Below are 17044 nucleotides of genomic sequence, written 5' to 3'. Positions count from 1 at the left end.
GGCGGTCCTCGGCGCGAAGGGCCGGATGGGCAGCGAGGTGTGCCGGGCGGTCGAGGCCGCCGAGGACACCGAGCTGGTCGCCGCGCTGGACGCGGGCGACGACCTGTCCGCCCTCGACGGCGCCGACGTCGCCGTCGACTTCACACACCCCGGCGCCGCAATCGCCAACATCCGCGAGTGCCTGGCACGCGGGGTCGCCCCGGTCGTCGGGACCAGCGGCTTCGACGCCGCCAAGTTCGACGAGGTCCGCGCGATCCTCGACGAGCACGGCTCGGGCAGCGTGCTCGTCGCCCCGAACTTCGGGGTCGGCGCAGTGCTGATGATGCACTTCGCGGCGCAGGCCGCCCGCTTCTTCGACTCCGCCGAGGTCATCGAGCTGCACCACGCCGGCAAGGTCGACGCCCCGTCCGGCACCGCCGCGCGGACCGCGTCGGTGATCGGCGCGGCACGGCGCGAGGCCGGTCTCGGCGAGGTTCCCGACGCCACCACCGACGACCCGCACGGCGCCCGTGGCGCGGTCGTCGAGGGCATCCACGTGCACGCGGTCCGGATGCCCGGGCTGATCGCGCACCAGGAGGTCGTCCTCGGCACCGACGGTGAGGTGTTCACCCTCCGCCACGACTCGATGAACCGGACCAGCTTCATGCCGGGCGTGCTGCTCGCGGTGCGTGCCGTGCGCGAGCGCCCGGGGCTGACGATCGGGCTGGAGCCGCTGCTCGGGCTCGGCTGAGTCCTCAGTCGACCAGGTGCAGGTCCAGCGTCCCGGCGTGGCGGACCTCGCGCAGCGTCGAGGAGCCGGTGTCCAGCGTGCGTACCGCGCCGTCGGGCGCCCAGCCGGCGCGGCCGTAGAAGTTCCGTGAGGCGGTGTCGGCCTCGGGCACCCAGGTGCGCCCGGTGTCCGAGCCGGACTCCCGCAGCGCTGCCGCCACGGCGGCGAGCAGCCGCCCGCCGTGCCCGCGCCTGCCCCAGCGCGGCTCCACCAGGAGCGTGCTGACCTCGGCGATCGCCAGGCCGTCGGCCCCGGCGTAGCGGGCGGCGGCGGCGAACCCGACGGTCTCGTCCCCCTCGACGGCGACGAACAGGTGGTAGCCGTCGCCGGCGTGCACGGCGTCGCTCCAGTGCGAGCGCGCGGCGTCCGAGGTGAGCCCGGCGAACGCCTCTTCGGGCAGCAGCCCGGCGTAGGCGGTGCGCCAGGTGCGGTCCTGGATCGCCATGATCGCGCCCACGTCGTCGTCGGTGGCGGGGCGGACGGTCGCGGTGGCCATGGGGCATGCCTACCGTGCGACCCCGCGGGCCACGTCACCGCCCGGGTCCACAGCGGGTCCACAGGCGGTGCGATCCGGGGCCCATGTCCGGTTCCTACCGTCGTTCTCGTTCCGCACGACAGTCCCGAACGACGACGCACCGGAGGACCCGCCATGCCGCGCTACCAGGGCCGTGCCCTGCCCCGCCCCGACGACGAGGTCGTCGACCAGGGTCTCGGGTTCGACCTCGGCACCCTGCTCAGCAGGCGCCGCATGCTGGCAGTGCTCGGCGTCGGCGCCGTCACCGCCGGGCTCGCGGCCTGCGGCACCGCGGCCCCGTCGGCGACGACCGCGACGACCGCGACCTCGACCGGCGAGATCCCGGACGAGACGGCGGGCCCGTACCCCGGCGACGGCTCCAACGGCGCGAACGTGCTCACCGAGTCCGGGGTGGTGCGCAGCGACATCCGGTCGAGCTTCGGCAGCGGCTCGGCGACCGCGGCCGGGGTGCCGATGACCCTGGAGCTCACGATCACCGACATGGCCGCCGCCGGCATGGCCGGTGCCGCGGTCTACGTCTGGCACTGCGACCGGGAAGGCCGGTACTCCCTGTACTCCGAGGGGCTGGGGGCCGAGAACTACCTGCGGGGGGTCCAGGTCGCCGGCAGCGACGGGACGGTGCGCTTCACCAGCATCGTCCCGGCCTGCTACGACGGCCGCTGGCCGCACGTCCACTTCGAGGTGTACCCCGCGCAGGCCGACATCAACGACGCCGGCAACGCGGTCGCCACCTCCCAGGTGGCCCTCCCGCAGGACGTGTGCGCCGCCGTCTACGCCACCGCCGGTCACGAGCAGTCGGTCACGAACCTGGCGAAGGTCTCGCTCGCCTCCGACAACGTCTTCGGCGACGACGGCGGCGCCCTGCAGCTCGCCACGGTCACCGGCGACCCGACCACGGGCTACACGGTCGCGCTGACCGCAGCCGTCGACGTCACCACCCAGCCGGACGCGGGAGCCGCCCCCGGCGGTGGCGGGCCGGGTGCCGGTGGCCCCCCGCCCGGCAGCTGACCGGCCGGAGGTCACCGGACGTGTTGCCGGATCCTGTCGGTGCCCCGTGGCAGCATCCCGGCCGTGCGCACGATCTCCGCCGACGTCGCCCGTCGGACCTTCCTTGCGGCCCAGGGCTTCACCGATCCACGGCCGTCCGGGCCGGTCACCCGCCGCCACCTCGGCCGGGTGCTGGACCGGGTGAAGCTGCTCCAGCTCGACTCGGTCAACATCGCGGTGCGCGCGCACTACATGCCGCTGTTCAGCAGGCTCGGTGCCTACCCCATCGCCCTCCTCGACGACGCGGCCTGGTCACCGAGCGCGCGGCGACCGCGCCTGCTGGCGGAGACCTGGGCGCACGAGGCGAGTCTGGTCCCGGTCCAGGACATGCCGCTGCTCTCCCACGAGGCGCTGCCGCGGCGCTGGTGGAAGCACTACGGCCCGCTGCTGGAGAAGCACCCGTCCCTGGCGGGGGACATCCTCGACGTGGTGGCGGAGTCCGGGCCGCTGGGCGCCGGTGCGATCGAGAAGGCGCTCGCCCCGCACGGGCGGGCCGGTGAGGTGCGCCCGCGCCCGCCGGGGGCAACCTGGTGGGAGCGGTCGGAGGTCAAGCGGGTCTGCGAGTACCTGTTCGCCGTCGGCGAGCTGGCGGTCGGCACGCGTGTGCACTTCGAGCGCCGCTACGACCTCCCCTCGCGGGTGCTGCCGCCGGAGATCCTCGCGCTGCCCGCCCCCGACCCGGCCGACGCGGCGCGCGAGCTCGTCGCGCGGTCCGCCTCCGCGCTGGGGGTCGGTACCGAGACCGACCTGCGCGACTACTACCGGCTCGGCCCGGAACGCACCCGCACCGCGATCGCCGAGCTGGTCGACGCGGGTGCCCTGGAGCCGGTGAGCGTGCGCGGCTGGGACCGGCCCGCCTACCGCGACCCGGCCGCCCGGGTGCCGCGCACGGTGACCGGGCGGGCGCTGCTGTGTCCGTTCGACCCGCTGGTCTGGGAGCGGGGCCGGACCGAGCGGATCTTCGGGTTCCGCTACCGCATCGAGATCTACGTGCCGGAGCCGAAGCGGGAGTACGGCTACTACGTCTTCCCGTTCCTGCTGGACGGCGAGCTCGTCGGCCGGGTCGACCTCAAGGCCGACCGGGCGGCCGGCGTGCTGCGGGTGCCCGGGGCGTTCGCCGAGCCCGGGGCGACCGCCCCGCGCCCGCGGATCGCCGCCGAGCTGGCCGGCGAGCTCGCGACGATGGCGGGCTGGCTCGCGCTCGACGGCGTCGCCGTGGGGGAGCGGGGCAACCTGGCCGCGGAGCTGCGTGCCGAGGTCGCCGCCCGCTGACGGCTCAGGCGGGGTCGAGACGGAACACGGCGATCGCATCCAGGTGCTCGGCGACCTGCTCCTCGGTGGCGTCGGCCGACACCGGGAACGCCGCCAGGGCCCACGGCACGTCGAGCGCCCGCAGGTAGCCGACGACGGCCGCCGCGGCCTCGGGGCGGTCGGGCTCCACCCCCCGGTGCGGCTCGTCGCCCGCGGCGGAGCGGATCGCGCACTCCGGCGTCGCCCGCAGGTTGCGCACCCAGTCCCGCCCACCGGTGGGGGAGACCAGGTAGGTGGCACCGTCGTGCCCGACGACGCCGATCGGGGTGTCGCGCGGCTCCCCGCTGCGCCGCCCGCGGGTGCGCAGCACACGCAGTGCGTAGCCGCCGTCCGGGACGGGGGCCGGAGGCATCTGCAGTACCCGGGCGGTCATGGAGGCGTTCGTCGCGGCGATCTCGGTGCGGTCCACGGCGCCGATCCTACGCCGGTATCTCGCTCGCCGATCATCTCGACGAGCGAGATACCGAGTGTGGGTCAGACCGCCACGGAGACGCGGGTCACCAGGACGTCACCGCTGCCGGTGCGCCCGGACAGCCGCACCGCCGGCGCTGTCGGCGGGGTGTCGTGACGGACGTCGAGCTCGGAGCGGGCACGGCCCGACCCGGTCGACAGGTCCAGCTCGGCGGCGACACCGGAGTGCACCCCGACCCGGACCGACCCCGACCCGGTGCCGAGGCGGACGTCACCGGACACCGCATCGGCGACGACCACGTCCCCCGACCCCGAGCGCACCTCCAGGTCCGCCGTGAGCTCGCCGACGCGGATGTCGCCGCTGCCGGTCCGGATGCGCGACGCGCCGCCGAGCGATCCGGCCTCGACCCCGCCGGAGCCGGCACGCAGGTGGGCCCGGCCCGAGCACGTGCCCAGGTCGATCGACCCCGCACCGGTGGTGACGTCGGCGTCGCCGTGCACCTCGGCGAGCCGGGCCGCACCGGACCCGGTCCGCACCGCGGCCCAGGACGCGCGGCCGGTCAGCTCGACCGAGGCCGCGCCGGTCCGTACCGCGGGCCGCGACCCGGCGGGCGCGGAGATGGTCACCACCAGCGGCACCGCGCCGAGGGCGGCGCCGTCCGGACCGCGCACCACCAGGCGTCGCGTCGCCGCCGACCACTCGACGGTGACGGCGTCGACGGCGTCGGCCGAGGGATCGCCGGTGGCCTCCCAGGGGGCACCGACGATCGGGTCGAACCCGCGCCCGGACCAGCCCGCCCCGGCCTGGGGGACGCCGGCGCGGCCGGTCATCGAGCTGCCGATCCAGTCCAGCAGCCCGCCGAGGCCGCCGGACCAGGGCGCGGCGCTGCGGTCGGCGGTGATCTCCGCGCGCACCTCGTCGGCGCCCTCGACCAGGTCGATCCGGATCCGGCCTGCGCCGGTCGTCACCTCGATCTCGGCGGCACCGGCGCAGTCGAACCGCTCGCTGCGGGAGGGCGTGTCGGTGCCGGCGTCCCCGGTGCCCGCACCGCCGGGGTCCGCACCGGCGGTCGGCGGGTGGCCGGCGTCGCCGCTGCGTGCTCCGCCGGCGCCGGTGCCTTCGGTGTGGGCGCCGCCGTCGTGCGTGGCGTCAGCGCCGGCGTCGTCCGGCTCGACGGGGCCGGTCTGCTCGTCGCTCATCCCTGCACCCATCCCCGCAGGCTGCGCCCGTTGCGGTGCGGTCTGCCGGTGCGCCCCTCCGCGCCGGCCAGCGCCCCCTGCACGGCCTGGGACACCCAGGTGTTGAGCGAGACGCCCTGCGACTGGGCGGCCCGCTCGGCCTGGGCCTTGATCTGCTCGACGATGCGCAGGGTGACCCGACTGATGTCACCGGCGTCGCCGGAGAACGGCGAGCCGCCGGCCGCCGGGCCTGCGGAGGAGGTCTGACGACCGGAGGCGGCGGTGCCGTCGAACGGGAAGCCGTCGAACGGGGACGTCCCCTCGCCCGCCGGGGTGGGGTCCGGGGTGGGTGCGTGTCCGGGCTCCGGGTCGCCGCCGGACACCGACACGCGCACCTCCCGGCCGTGCAGGCGGACCTCGACAGAACGGTCGCCGAGCGCGGCGGTCGCCTCCGAGGCCAGGTCCGACAGTGCGTTCATGATCGCGAGCCGGGCTGCGGGCTCGAGCGCGGAGCCGAGCAGTGCCGCGGTGCGGCGGGTCTGCTCGTCGCCCGCGGCCGCTGCGGCGGCGAGGTCGTCGCGCAGCTGCGCGACGTACGGCGTGAGGTCCATGACACCACTATGGCGTCACTGATGACATCACGCCACCGGTTCGTGGCGTCGGCCGCGACGTCGCAGCGTACCGGGGGTGCCGTGGCCGCCACCGTGGGTGCGGGCGCGGGGCCCGGCGGGTGCCGGGCACGCCGGTCGTTACCCTCGCGGCATGCCGGAGACCGCGCCGAAGACCGTCCCGCTGACCGTGCAGCTCGTCGCGAAGACCGAGTTCACCCCGCCCGCGGACGTCCCGTGGTCCACCGACGCCGACGGCGGCCAGGCGCTGGCCGAGTTCGCCGGCCGCGCCTGCTACCAGTCGTGGGGCAAGCCGAACCCGCGCACCGCGACCAACGCCGGCTACATCGCCCACATCCTCGAGGTCGGGCACCTCTCGGTCCTCGAGCACGGCTCGGTCAGCTTCTACCTGACCGGCATCTCGCGCTCGCTGACCCACGAGCTGATCCGGCACCGGCACTTCTCCTACTCCCAGCTCTCTCAGCGCTACGTCCCCGAGCGGGACGCCGCGATGGTCGAGCCGGACGTCATCGCCCAGGACCCGGAGCTGCACGAGCTGTTCCTGCAGGCCTCGGCCGACGCGCTCGCCTCCTACGAGAAGCTCCTCGAGGGGCTCGAGGCGCGCTTCGCCGACGTGCCGAACGGGACGCTCCGGCGCAAGCAGGCCCGTCAGGCCGCGCGGTCGGTGCTGCCGAACGCGACCGAGACCAAGATCGTCGTGACCGGGAACTACCGGGCGTGGCGGCACTTCATCGCGATGCGCGCCTCCGAGGCCGCCGACGTCGAGATCCGCAAGCTCGCCGTCGAGTGCCTGCGCCAGCTGCAGGCCGAGGTGCCGAACGTGTTCGCGGACTTCCAGATCCAGACCCTCGCCGACGGGACCGAGATCGCCTCCAGCCCGCTGGTCGCGGAAGGCTGAGCGAGGCTTGCCGAGCGAGCATCGGTGCCGAGCGATAGCTCAGGCGAGGACGGCGTGCACCCGTCGTCGCAGGTCCGGCAGGTCCCGCACGACGAACCCGCGTCCCTCCTTCTCCAGCAGCCCCTCGGCGACCAGCCGGGACAGCTCCCGGCTGGTCGTGACCCGGGTGAGTCCCACGAGCAGCCCCAGCTCGTCGACGGCGGGGCGGATCGACAGCCGGGCCACCTCGTCGAGCGCGATCTCGCCGTAGGCCTCCACGAGGTGGCCGAGCAGCAGGATGATCCGCTCGCGGGCGGGCAGTCCCTCGATGAGCACGTGCAGCTGCATGACCCGTTGCTTGTAGGCGATCCGACGGGTGATCTCGAGCAGGAGCTCCGGCTCGTCACGGGCGGCGGTCAGCAGCGCGTCGCGGGTCACCGAGACGATCTCAGACGGCAGGGTGCAGACCGAGGCGAGGTGGCGGGGCCGTCCGTCGACGCAGGCCGCCTCGCCGAGGGTGGCGCCGGGCTCGGCGTAGGCCAGCGAGCGTTCCGAGCCGTCGGGACGGTGCAGGTAGATCCGCACCCGCCCGGAGACGACGAGGTGGAACCGCGACGACAGCTGACCCTGGGTGTAGACGTGCTCCCCACGGGCGTAGTGGCGGGGGCTGCCCAGCTCCGCGATCCGGGCGGTCACCGAGGTCCACGGTGCGGTCAGGAACGGTGAGACCGGGTGGTCGTCGGGATCGGGTGCGGGCAGCGCCCGCACGGTGCCGTCCGGCCTCCGCGCCGCGCTGCTCATGGTCCCGCCTCCCGGCCGTCGCCGATGGTTCGTCCGGACGGTAGCGGGCCGGGGCGCCCGCGGGTAGGCGGACGGCCCGGACGCCGAGGGGTGCGTCCGGGCCTTCGGGTCCGGGGGTGCCGACCGGCGGCCGCCGGCACCGGGTGGGTGCGGGGCGGCCCGCCCGGACGGGCCGCCCCGGTGGCCGGTCAGGCGGCCGCGAGCTGTGCGTCCTGCTCGGCGAGGGAGTCCGCGTCGGTCTGCGGCAGGGCCAGCGTGCAGAGCAGGCTGAGCAGCGAGACCGCCGAGAGCAGCAGGCCGATGCCGAGGCTGCCCAGCGTCGACGCGGCGAGTGCCGCGGCGAACAGCGGGACCACGCCGCCGCCGAACACGCCGGCGAGGTTGTAGGCGATCCCGGCGCCGGTGTAGCGGAATCGGGTCGGGAACAGCTCCGGCAGCTGGGCGCCGATCGGCCCGTAGGCGATGCCGACGACGCCGAGCACCAGCGACAGGCCCAGCCCGAACGACCACACCGTCCCGATGTCGATGATCGGGAACGCGACCAGCCCGGCGGCGACCGAGGCGATGTTGCCGCCGAGGACCATCTTCCGTCGCCCGACCCGGTCGGACAGGATCGCCGAGGCGATCGTCGTCAGGGCGAAGACGATGCCGCCGACGATGCCCATGGCCAGCACCGACGGGCGCGGCAGCTGCAGCTGCTGGGTGCCGTAGCTGGTCAGGTAGGTGACGCCGATGTAGAAGAAGGCGAACACCGCGGTGGTCGAGCCCGCCCCGAGGAGCACCGCGGCCGGCCGGGTGGTGAACACCTCGGTGATCGGGAGCTTCGTCGACACCGGGCCGCTGTTGCGGAAGCCCGCCGTCTCCTCCAGCGCGAGCCGCACGTAGAGCCCGACCGCGACGAGCAGCACCGATCCGATGAACGGGATGCGCCAGCCCCAGGTCAGGAACGCCTCGTTGCTCATGGTCAGTGCGGTGACCAGGAAGGTCGCCGACGCCAGCGCGAAGGCCACCGACGGGCCGAGCTGCGGGAACAGCGCGTACTTCCCGCGGGCCTTGGTCGGCGCGTTCTCCGCGGTGAGCAGGGTCGCCCCGGCCCACTCGCCGCCGACGGCGAGGCCCTGCAGGATGCGCAGCACCACGAGCAGGATCGGCGCCAGGACGCCGATCGTGCCGGTGGTGGGCAGCAGGCCGATCGCGAGCGTCGAGAAGCCCATCAGCAGCAGCGTGGTGACCAGCGTGCCCTTGCGGCCGAGGCGGTCCCCGAAGTGACCGAACAGCACCGACCCGAACGGCCGCGCGACGAAGGCGACACCGAACGTGGCCAGCGCGAGTGCGGTACCGGCCGCCGCCCCGAGCTCGGGGAAGAAGACCTTGTTGAACACCAGGGCCGCGGCGGTCCCGTAGATGAAGAAGTCGTAGAACTCGATGACCGTGCCGGTCATGCTCGCGAGCGCGATCCGGCGCATCGACCGCGGTGGCTGCGTGGTGGCAGCGTTCGTCACGTGTGTTCTCCCCGTCGAGAAGCGATGAGTGGGACGGATCGGAGTATCGACACACGGACGGGTGAGATCTGTATCACCGGCTACACGAGGCGTGCGTTCCGTCAGGTTTCTGTCGACCGTTGGTCGCGGTGCGGTCGCGCACGTCCGGTACTACGTTGGGGACGGTGAGCCTCGCCACCGCCGAACGTGCCGCCCTCTGCGCCGAGTTCGAACGCTCCGGACCCGACCGACCGACGCTCTGCGAGGGCTGGAACGCCCGCGACCTGCTCACCCACCTGCTGGTCCGGGAGCGGCAGCCGTGGAGCGCCGGGGGGATCGTGCTGCCCGCCCTGTCGGCGATGACCGACAAGGCGATGGACGGCTACGCGTCCGCGGCCTGGCCGAACATGATCGACGACCTGCGCAAGGGCCCGCCCGCGTGGTCGCCGTTCAAGGTCGGCAAGATCGACGAGATCGCCAACGGTGCCGAGTTCTTCGTCCACCACGAGGACCTGCGCCGCGGGGAGCCCGGCTGGGAGCCCCGCCCGTCCGACCCGGGGCGCGACGGGCAGCTGTGGAACCTGCTGCACACCCAGGCCAGGCTGCTGTTCCGGCGCAGCCCGGTGGGCGTGGTCCTGGCCCGCCCGGAGGGCGCGACCCAGGTCGTCGCGACCGGGTTCGGCGTGGTCACGGTGACCGGCGAGCCCGCGGAGCTGGTGCTGCACGCCTTCGGCCGGGACGCGGCGCGGGTCGAGGTGACCGGTCTGCCTGCCGACGTGGAGGCCTACCGCGGCGCACCGACCGGGATCTGACCGGGATCCGTCGGTACCGGGCGGTACCGTCACCAGTCATGAGCACCGGTCCCGATCCCGCCCCCGGCGGGCAGCAGCACCCGCCGCGCCGACCGTTCGGCGAGGTGCTGACCGCGATGGTCACGCCGTTCGACGCCGACGGCGAGCTGGACCTGGCCAAGGCCGAGGAGCTGGCGACCCACCTGGTGGACCTCGGCAACGACGGGCTCGTCGTCAACGGCACCACCGGCGAGGGCCCGACCACGTCGGACACCGAGAAGTCCGAGCTGATCCGCGCGGTCGTGTCCGCGGTGGGGGACCGGGCGACGATCGTCGCCGGGGCCGGCACGTACGACACCGCGCACTCGATCCAGCTGGCCCGCAGCGCGGAGCGCGCCGGTGCGCACGGGCTGCTCGTGGTCACGCCGTACTACTCCCGGCCGCCGCAGGAGGGCCTGCTCGCGCACTTCACCGCGGTCGCCGACGCGGGCGACCTGCCGGTGATGCTCTACGACATCCCGCCGCGCAGCGTCATCGGCATCGACGTCGACACCTTCCAGCGCCTGGCGCAGAACCCCCGCATCGTCGCGGTGAAGGACGCCCGCAACGACCTGCGCGTCGGCACCGAGGTGCTGGCCACCACCACGCTCGCCTACTACTCCGGCGACGACCCGGTGAACCTGCCGTGGCTCTCGGTCGGGGCGGTCGGCTTCGTCAGCGTGATCGGCCACGTCGTCGCCGACCGGCTGCGCGCCATGATCGACGCCTACCACGCCGGTGAGCACCAGCGGGCCCGCGCGCTGCACTACGCGATGCTCCCGGTGATCCGCGGGATGGGCCGGGTCGGTGGCGCGGTGTTCGCCAAGACCGCGTTGCGCCTGCGGGGCATCGACGTCGGCGACACCCGGCTGCCGCTGCCGCCCGCCACCGAGGACCAGATCGCCGCGATCGCGGGGGACCTCGCCGTCGCCGGGGTGGCGCTGGATCCGCAGGCCCGTCCGAACGTCCCGGTCTACCAGCCCGGCCACGGCGCCCTGGGTGGGCGTACCGCCGCAGACGTCGGCGCCGAGGTCGCGTACCACCGCACCTGAGCGGGTGCCCGCCGGGAAGCGGACCCCAGAACACGAACCAGAGAACACGAACCCATGTGAGGCACGAACCCCTGTGAGTCCCCAGCGCAACGACCGACGCAACCGGCCCGGCCGGTCGCTCTCCGCGCCGCCGGAGCACATCGAGCGTCCGGAGCTCCCGGACGGCCCGCCACCCGCCCTCGCGCAGGGTGGCCTGCGCGTCTACGCGCTCGGCGGCATCGGTGAGGTCGGTCGCAACATGACCGTCTTCGAGTACGAGGGCCGGCTGCTCATCGTCGACTGCGGCGTGCTGTTCCCCTCCGACTCCGAGCCGGGCATCGACCTGATCCTGCCCGACTTCCGCACCATCGAGGACCGCCTCGACGACATCGACGCGCTCGTGCTCACCCACGGCCACGAGGACCACATCGGTGCCGTGCCGTGGCTGCTGCGGATGCGCCCGGACATCCCCGTCGTCGGGTCCCGGTTCACGCTCGCCCTGGTCGCGGCGAAGTGCAAGGAGCACCGCCTGACCCCGCACCTGCAGGAGATCCGCGAGGGCGACCGCGTCTCCCACGGCGGGTGGGACTGCGAGTACTTCGCGGTCAACCACTCGATCCCCGACGCCGTCGCCGTCGCCGTCCGCACGCCCGCCGGGCTGCTGCTGCACACCGGTGACATCAAGCTCGACCAGCTCCCGCTCGACGGGCGGCTCACCGACCTGGGCGGGTTCTCCCGGCTGGGCGAGGAGGGCGTCGACCTGTTCCTGGTCGACTCCACCAACGCCGAGGTGCCGGGCTTCGTCACCCCCGAGGCCGACATCGGGCCGGTCATCTCCGACCTGGTCCGCCGGGCGCCGTCGCGCATCATCCTGGCCTGCTTCGCCAGCCACGTGCACCGTGTCCAGCAGGTGCTCGACGCCGCGCAGGCCCACGGCCGCAAGGTGTGCCTGACCGGGCGGTCCATGGTCCGCAACATGGGCCTGGCCGACGACCACTCGCTGCTGAACATCCCGCCGGGGCTGCTCGTCGACATCGACGAGGCGATGCGCCTGCCCGACGAGAAGCTGGTGCTCGTCTCCACCGGATCGCAGGGTGAGCCGCTCGCCGCGCTGTCCCGGATGGCGCGCGGGGACCACCGCAGCATCACGATCCGCCCGGACGACACGATCATCCTGGCCAGCTCGCTGATCCCCGGCAACGAGACCGCCGTCTTCGGCGTGATCAACGGGCTGACCCGGCTCGGCGCCACCGTCGTGCACCAGGGCAACGCCAAGGTGCACGTCTCCGGGCACGCCCCGGCCGGCGAGCTGTTGTTCCTCTACAACGCGGTGCGCCCGTCGAACGTCATGCCGGTGCACGGGGAGTGGCGCCACCTGCGGGCCAACGCCGCGCTCGCGCGTCGCACGGGGGTGCCGGAGGAGTCGGTGGTCATCGCGGAGAACGGCGTGGTCGTCGACCTCGTCGACGGCCGCGCGGCGATCACCGGCCGGGTCGAGGTCGGGCAGGTCTACGTCGACGGGCTGTCGGTCGGCGATGTGGGAGAGACCACGCTCGGTGACCGCATCGCGCTCGGCGAGGGCGGTTTCATCGCGATCAACGTGGCGATCGACCACAAGACCGGCCGCGCGCTGTCGCGCCCGACGCTGTCCGGGCGCGGGTTCTCCGACGACCCGAAGGCGCTCGACGCCGCCCAGGCGCTGGTCGAGGACGAGCTGTCCCGGCTGGAGAACGAGGGCGTCACCGACCCGCACCGGATCGCCCAGGGCGTGCGGCGCGTGGTCGGCCGCTGGGTGTCCGACACCTACCGTCGCCGCCCCATGATCGTCCCCACGGTCATCGCGGTGTGAGCGTGTGGAGGGGTCGTCGACCCCTCCACTGCCGCGTCGGTCCCCGGTTCGATCACCGAACCGGGCTACCGTGTGTGACATGGCAGGACGCACGGGCACGGGCAGGACCACCACGACTGCGGCCGCGGGCCGCGGCTCGGGGCGGTCGGGCTCGCGTGCGTCCGCCGCCCGCAGGCGTCCGTCGGCAGGCCGGAGGCCGCCGGCCCGGCGCCAGGGCCCCGACCTGGTCGACCGCGGGATCGACGCGGTCGGCCGGGGGGTGGCCAAGACCGTCCGCGCCTCCGGGCGCGCGGTCGGGCGCACCCGCGAGATCGACCCCGCGCACCGCCGCGACGGCATCGGGTTCGGCATGCTCGTGCTCGCCGTCATCGCCGCCGCCGGGCTGTGGTGGCAGGCCGGTGGCTCGGTCGGCTACTGGTTCACCTTCCTCGTGCAGGCGGTGATGGGACAGGCCGGTGTCGCGCTGCCGGCGATCCTGCTGGGCATCGGCATCGTGCTGGTCACCACCGAGGGGCACCCGGAGGCCCGGCCGCGGATCGTGACCGGCAGCCTGCTGCTCGCCCTCGGCGTGCTCGGGCTGGTGCACCTGGCGGCCGGAGCGCCCGCCGAGCCCGATGCCTGGCGCGGTGCGGGCGGCGCGCTCGGCTACGTCGCGGGGACCCCGCTGAAGGCCGGGCTCAGCCTGTGGACGGCCGTCCCCGTCCTCGTCCTGCTGACCCTGTACTCGGTGCTGCTGGTCACCGGGATCCCGGTGCGGGAGCTGCCGGACCGTGTCCGCAGGCTCACCGGGCAGCTGCCGCCCGAGCAGGCCGGCGAGGGCGAGTCCGGCGCGGACCGCCCGCGCACGGTGGCCGACGCCGTCGCCGAGCGGGAGGGCCGTGCCGAGGACGCCGACCAGACCCCGAAGCGGCGTCGCCCGGCGCGGCGCAGGCAGGGCGCCGCGGAGGCCGACGCGTTCCGGGTGGAGGAGGGCGAGCACGCCCCGGCCCCGGTGGACCCGTCGCTGCCCGGTGCCCCGGAGGAGGACGTCCCCGCGGCCGCCGCGCCGCCGGCGAAGAAGCCGCGCAAGCCCGTCGTCGAGACGCCGCAGGTGGCCGACGAGCCGATCGAGGGCGAGCAGCTCTCGATGGCGATCCGCCAGCCGCAGTCCGACACCGAGTACATCCTGCCGCCGGCTGACACCCTGGAGTCCGGTCCGCCGCCGAAGTCCCGCAGCTCCGCCAACGACGCGATGATCGAGGCAATCACCGGGGTCCTCGACCAGTTCAACGTCGACGCCCAGGTCACCGGCTTCACCCGCGGCCCGACGGTCACCCGCTACGAGATCGAGCTCGGCCCGGCGGTGAAGGTCGAGAAGATCACCCAGCTGCAGCGCAACCTCGCCTACGCCGTCGCCAACGACAACGTGCGGCTCCTCGCGCCGATCCCGGGCAAGTCCGCCGTCGGCATCGAGGTGCCCAACACCGACCGCGAGATGGTCCGCCTCGGCGACGTCCTGCGCTCGGGCAACGCCCGCGCCGAGCAGCACCCGATGGGCATCGGCCTGGGCAAGGACATCGAGGGCCACTACCTCGTCGCGAACCTGGCGAAGATGCCGCACCTGCTGGTCGCGGGCTCCACCGGCTCCGGCAAGTCCAGCTTCGTCAACTCGATGCTGGTGTCGCTGCTGACCCGGGCCACGCCGGACGAGGTCCGGATGATCCTCATCGACCCGAAGATGGTCGAGCTGACGCCCTACGAGGGCATCCCGCACCTGATCACTCCCATCATCACCCAGCCGAAGAAGGCCGCCGCGGCGCTGGCCTGGCTGGTGGAGGAGATGGAGCAGCGCTACCAGGACATGCAGGCCAACCGGGTCCGGCACGTCGACGACTTCAACCGCAAGGTCCGCACCGGGGAGATCACCGCCCCGCCCGGATCGGAGCGGGTGTACCGGCCCTACCCGTACATCATGTGCATCGTCGACGAGCTCGCCGACCTCATGATGACCGCCCCGCGCGACGTCGAGGACGCGATCGTCCGGATCACCCAGAAGGCGCGTGCCGCCGGGATCCACCTGATCCTGGCGACCCAGCGGCCGTCGGTGGACGTCGTCACCGGTCTGATCAAGACCAACGTCCCGTCCCGGCTGGCGTTCGCGACGTCGTCGCTGACCGACAGCCGGGTCATCCTCGACCAGCCGGGTGCGGAGAAGCTGATCGGCATGGGCGACGCGCTCTACCTGCCGATGGGTGCCGGCAAGCCGGTCCGCATGCAGGGCGCCTTCGTCGACGACGACGAGATCTCCAAGGTCGTCGCGTTCACCAAGGAGCAGGCAGAGCCCAGCTACACCGAGGGCGTCACCGCGCAGAAGGCCGGCGAGAAGAAGGAGATCGACGCCGACATCGGCGACGACCTCGACCTGCTGCTGCAGGCCACTGAGCTGATCGTCACCTCGCAGTTCGGGTCGACGTCGATGCTGCAGCGCAAGCTGCGGGTCGGGTTCGCGAAGGCGGGCCGGCTGATGGACCTGCTGGAGACCCGCAACATCGTCGGGCCCTCGGAGGGCTCGAAGGCCCGCGACGTGCTGGTCAAGCCGGACGAGCTGGAGGGCGCACTCCTCCTGATCCGGGGCGGCGGGACCGCCGACGGCGGCGAGATCGCCGACGACGACGAGTGACCCCCCCGCCGGGTGACGGTCTCGGGCGGTGATGATCCCGACACCGCCGGTGATCGACATTTCGGGCTCACGGCTTAACGGGACGGTCACGTTCGTGCCACAGTGGCCTCGGGTCGCCGACCGGTGATCGCACGTCGTGCTGCCCGTCGACGCCGGGCAGGGGAGGTACTGGCTGGTGTTCTGGAGGAAGAAGGACCGTCGTCGCCCGGCGCGGGGCACCACCGACCGGCACGCCCTCGTCCCGATTCCGCTGACCGGCGGGGTGCTGTCCGGCCAGGTCCGCGACCAGCAGGGCGGTGCGCTGGCCGGCACCGAGGTGTCCGTGCTGGACCCCGCGGACCGGCGTGCCGTGTACGTCGAGACCGACCCGTTCGGCCGGTTCGCCGCGTCGCTGATGCCCGGCCGGTACCGGGTGCGGGTCGAGGCGGGCGGCTACCAGCAGGTCACCGACGTCGTCGAGGTGTCGTGGGGCGAGCACGCCGACATGGGCCACATCGTCCTCGGTGAGGACCCGGCGCTGCGCCCGCCGCGACCCGGTGTCTTCGTCATCGACGGCGACCACAGCTCGGTCCGCTTCGTCGCCCGGCACATCGGGATGTCCAAGGTGTACGGCCGGTTCAACCGGTTCCAGGGGCAGATCCGGATCGCCGAGCCGTTCGAGGAGTCCTCGGTGGACGTCGTGATCGACGCGGCCAGCGTCGACACCAACGTCGCCGCCCGCGACACCCACCTGCGCTCCGCCGACTTCCTCGACGTCGAGCGCTTCCCCGAGCTGCGCTTCTCCAGCGTGCGCTTCGCCGCGCACGGCGGGAACCGGTGGACGGTGGACGGTGACCTGACCCTGCACGGCCTGACCAGCGACGTCTCGCTGGACACCACCTTCCTGGGCTCGGCGGAGTGGAACGGCGACCGGGTCGGCGCGATCGCCACCACCCAGCTGCACCGGGAGCACTACACGCTCAACTGGCAGCAGACCATCGCCAAGGGCCTGCCGGTGGTCGGGTCGACGATCCGGATCCAGCTCGACGTGCAGGCGGTCCGGCAGTCCTGACCCCCGCACGGCGCGCTCAGTACTCGGGGAGCGTGAGGCCGTCGCCGCGGTCGCGGCCCAGTGCTCGACGAGCCCGGGAGCGGCGGCGTCCGGGGCGGTGAGGTCCCGGACCCGCGCGGCGTTGGTCAGCGCCAGCTCCTGGTTGGCCTCCACCCAGCCGCGCATCCGCCGCTCGTGGGCGGCGGCCGCCGGTCCGGGATCGCCGCTGGAGCGCGCGAGCTCCCCGGCCAGCACGTAGGCGCCGACCACGGCGAGCGTGGTGCCCTGACCGGACAGCAGTGTGGGGGACCAGGCGGCGTCGCCGAGGAGCGCGACCGGACCGCGCGACCAGGTCGGCAGCCGGACCTGGGTGATCGGGGTGAGGTACAGGTCCTCGGCGCGGTCCATCCCCGCGAGCAGCTCCGGCAGCCACCAGCCCCCGCCGGCGAAGTGCCGCGTCACCAGCGCGCGCTGCGCCCCGAGGTCGCGGTGGTGGTAGGTGGCGTCCGGGTCGGAGAAGCCGAGCATCACCCGGACCTCGGTGTCGTCGTGCGCGGTGTAGAGCCCGGCCATCGCGTCCGGACGCTGGAGGAACACCTGCCAGC

15 protein-coding genes are annotated in these 17044 nt (G+C 73.9%); 9 read left to right on the top strand and 6 right to left on the bottom strand.

Annotated features, from left to right (window positions below):
• Nucleotides 1–25: 25 nt before the first annotated feature.
• Nucleotides 26–730 (top strand): 4-hydroxy-tetrahydrodipicolinate reductase, encoded by a 705-nt coding sequence (gene dapB / locus XF36_RS17630; RefSeq protein WP_051050485.1) that lies wholly within the window; start codon nt 26–28, stop codon nt 728–730.
• Nucleotides 731–734: 4 nt separating this feature from the next.
• Here dapB and XF36_RS17625 read toward each other — a convergent pair whose 3' ends face one another.
• A complete protein-coding gene (locus XF36_RS17625) occupies nt 735–1265 on the bottom strand; it encodes a GNAT family N-acetyltransferase (protein ID WP_060712826.1) in 531 nt (176 codons plus the stop codon).
• A gap of 153 nt (nt 1266–1418) precedes the next feature.
• On the opposite strand from XF36_RS17625, the gene XF36_RS17620 reads away from it, so the two are divergent.
• Entirely contained in the window at nt 1419–2312 is an 894-nt protein-coding gene (locus tag XF36_RS17620; protein WP_060712825.1) for a 3,4-dioxygenase subunit beta, read from the top strand.
• A 63-nt stretch (nt 2313–2375) separates the two neighbouring features.
• A complete protein-coding gene (locus tag XF36_RS17615) occupies nt 2376–3623 on the top strand; it encodes a winged helix-turn-helix domain-containing protein (protein ID WP_060714785.1) in 1248 nt (415 codons plus the stop codon).
• Nucleotides 3624–3627: 4 nt separating this feature from the next.
• On the opposite strand, the gene XF36_RS17610 is transcribed toward XF36_RS17615, so the two are convergent.
• From XF36_RS17610 to XF36_RS17600, 3 genes are all read right to left on the bottom strand, one after another.
• Complete coding sequence (locus XF36_RS17610; RefSeq protein WP_145981405.1) at nt 3628–4071, bottom strand: nitroreductase family deazaflavin-dependent oxidoreductase; 444 nt, start codon at nt 4069–4071, stop codon at nt 3628–3630.
• Between the two features lie 65 nt (nt 4072–4136).
• Nucleotides 4137–5273 (bottom strand): DUF4097 family beta strand repeat-containing protein, encoded by a 1137-nt coding sequence (locus XF36_RS17605; protein WP_060712824.1) that lies wholly within the window; start codon nt 5271–5273, stop codon nt 4137–4139.
• Nucleotides 5270–5863 carry a toxin-antitoxin system HicB family antitoxin gene (locus XF36_RS17600; protein WP_060712823.1) on the bottom strand — a complete coding sequence of 198 codons (594 nt, stop codon included), beginning with the start codon at nt 5861–5863 and terminating at the stop codon, nt 5270–5272. Before XF36_RS17600 ends, XF36_RS17605 begins: the two co-directional genes overlap by 4 nt.
• Before the next feature lie 151 nt (nt 5864–6014).
• On the opposite strand from XF36_RS17600, the gene thyX reads away from it, so the two are divergent.
• Nucleotides 6015–6779 (top strand): FAD-dependent thymidylate synthase, encoded by a 765-nt coding sequence (gene thyX / locus XF36_RS17595; RefSeq protein WP_020627863.1) that lies wholly within the window; start codon nt 6015–6017, stop codon nt 6777–6779.
• 39 nt (nt 6780–6818) lie between these two features.
• Here thyX and XF36_RS17590 read toward each other — a convergent pair whose 3' ends face one another.
• Entirely contained in the window at nt 6819–7559 is a 741-nt protein-coding gene (locus XF36_RS17590; RefSeq protein ID WP_060712822.1) for a Crp/Fnr family transcriptional regulator, read from the bottom strand.
• Between the two features lie 188 nt (nt 7560–7747).
• Nucleotides 7748–9061, bottom strand: coding sequence for an MFS transporter (locus tag XF36_RS17585; RefSeq protein WP_082375488.1), 1314 nt, complete (start codon nt 9059–9061; stop codon nt 7748–7750).
• Between the two features lie 164 nt (nt 9062–9225).
• On the opposite strand from XF36_RS17585, the gene XF36_RS17580 reads away from it, so the two are divergent.
• From XF36_RS17580 to XF36_RS17560, 5 genes are all read left to right on the top strand, one after another.
• Nucleotides 9226–9852 carry a TIGR03085 family metal-binding protein gene (locus tag XF36_RS17580; protein WP_060712821.1) on the top strand — a complete coding sequence of 209 codons (627 nt, stop codon included), beginning with the start codon at nt 9226–9228 and terminating at the stop codon, nt 9850–9852.
• A gap of 38 nt (nt 9853–9890) precedes the next feature.
• The gene (gene dapA, locus XF36_RS17575; RefSeq protein ID WP_060712820.1) at nt 9891–10922 is read left to right on the top strand and encodes a 4-hydroxy-tetrahydrodipicolinate synthase; all 1032 of its coding nucleotides are present in this window, start codon (nt 9891–9893) and stop codon (nt 10920–10922) included.
• Between the two features lie 139 nt (nt 10923–11061).
• Entirely contained in the window at nt 11062–12750 is a 1689-nt protein-coding gene (locus XF36_RS17570; protein ID WP_043277545.1) for a ribonuclease J, read from the top strand.
• A gap of 79 nt (nt 12751–12829) precedes the next feature.
• Entirely contained in the window at nt 12830–15409 is a 2580-nt protein-coding gene (locus tag XF36_RS17565) for an FtsK/SpoIIIE family DNA translocase (protein WP_082375487.1), read from the top strand.
• Nucleotides 15410–15545: 136 nt separating this feature from the next.
• Entirely contained in the window at nt 15546–16460 is a 915-nt protein-coding gene (locus tag XF36_RS17560) for a YceI family protein (protein WP_060712818.1), read from the top strand.
• Nucleotides 16461–17044: the final 584 nt, after the last annotated feature.

This window comes from Pseudonocardia sp. HH130629-09 (assembly GCF_001294645.1).
In the GTDB taxonomy this organism is placed as follows: domain Bacteria; phylum Actinomycetota; class Actinomycetes; order Mycobacteriales; family Pseudonocardiaceae; genus Pseudonocardia.
The sequence above is the reverse complement of the archived record's forward strand: the minus strand, read 5'-3'. Positions and strand labels throughout refer to the sequence as shown.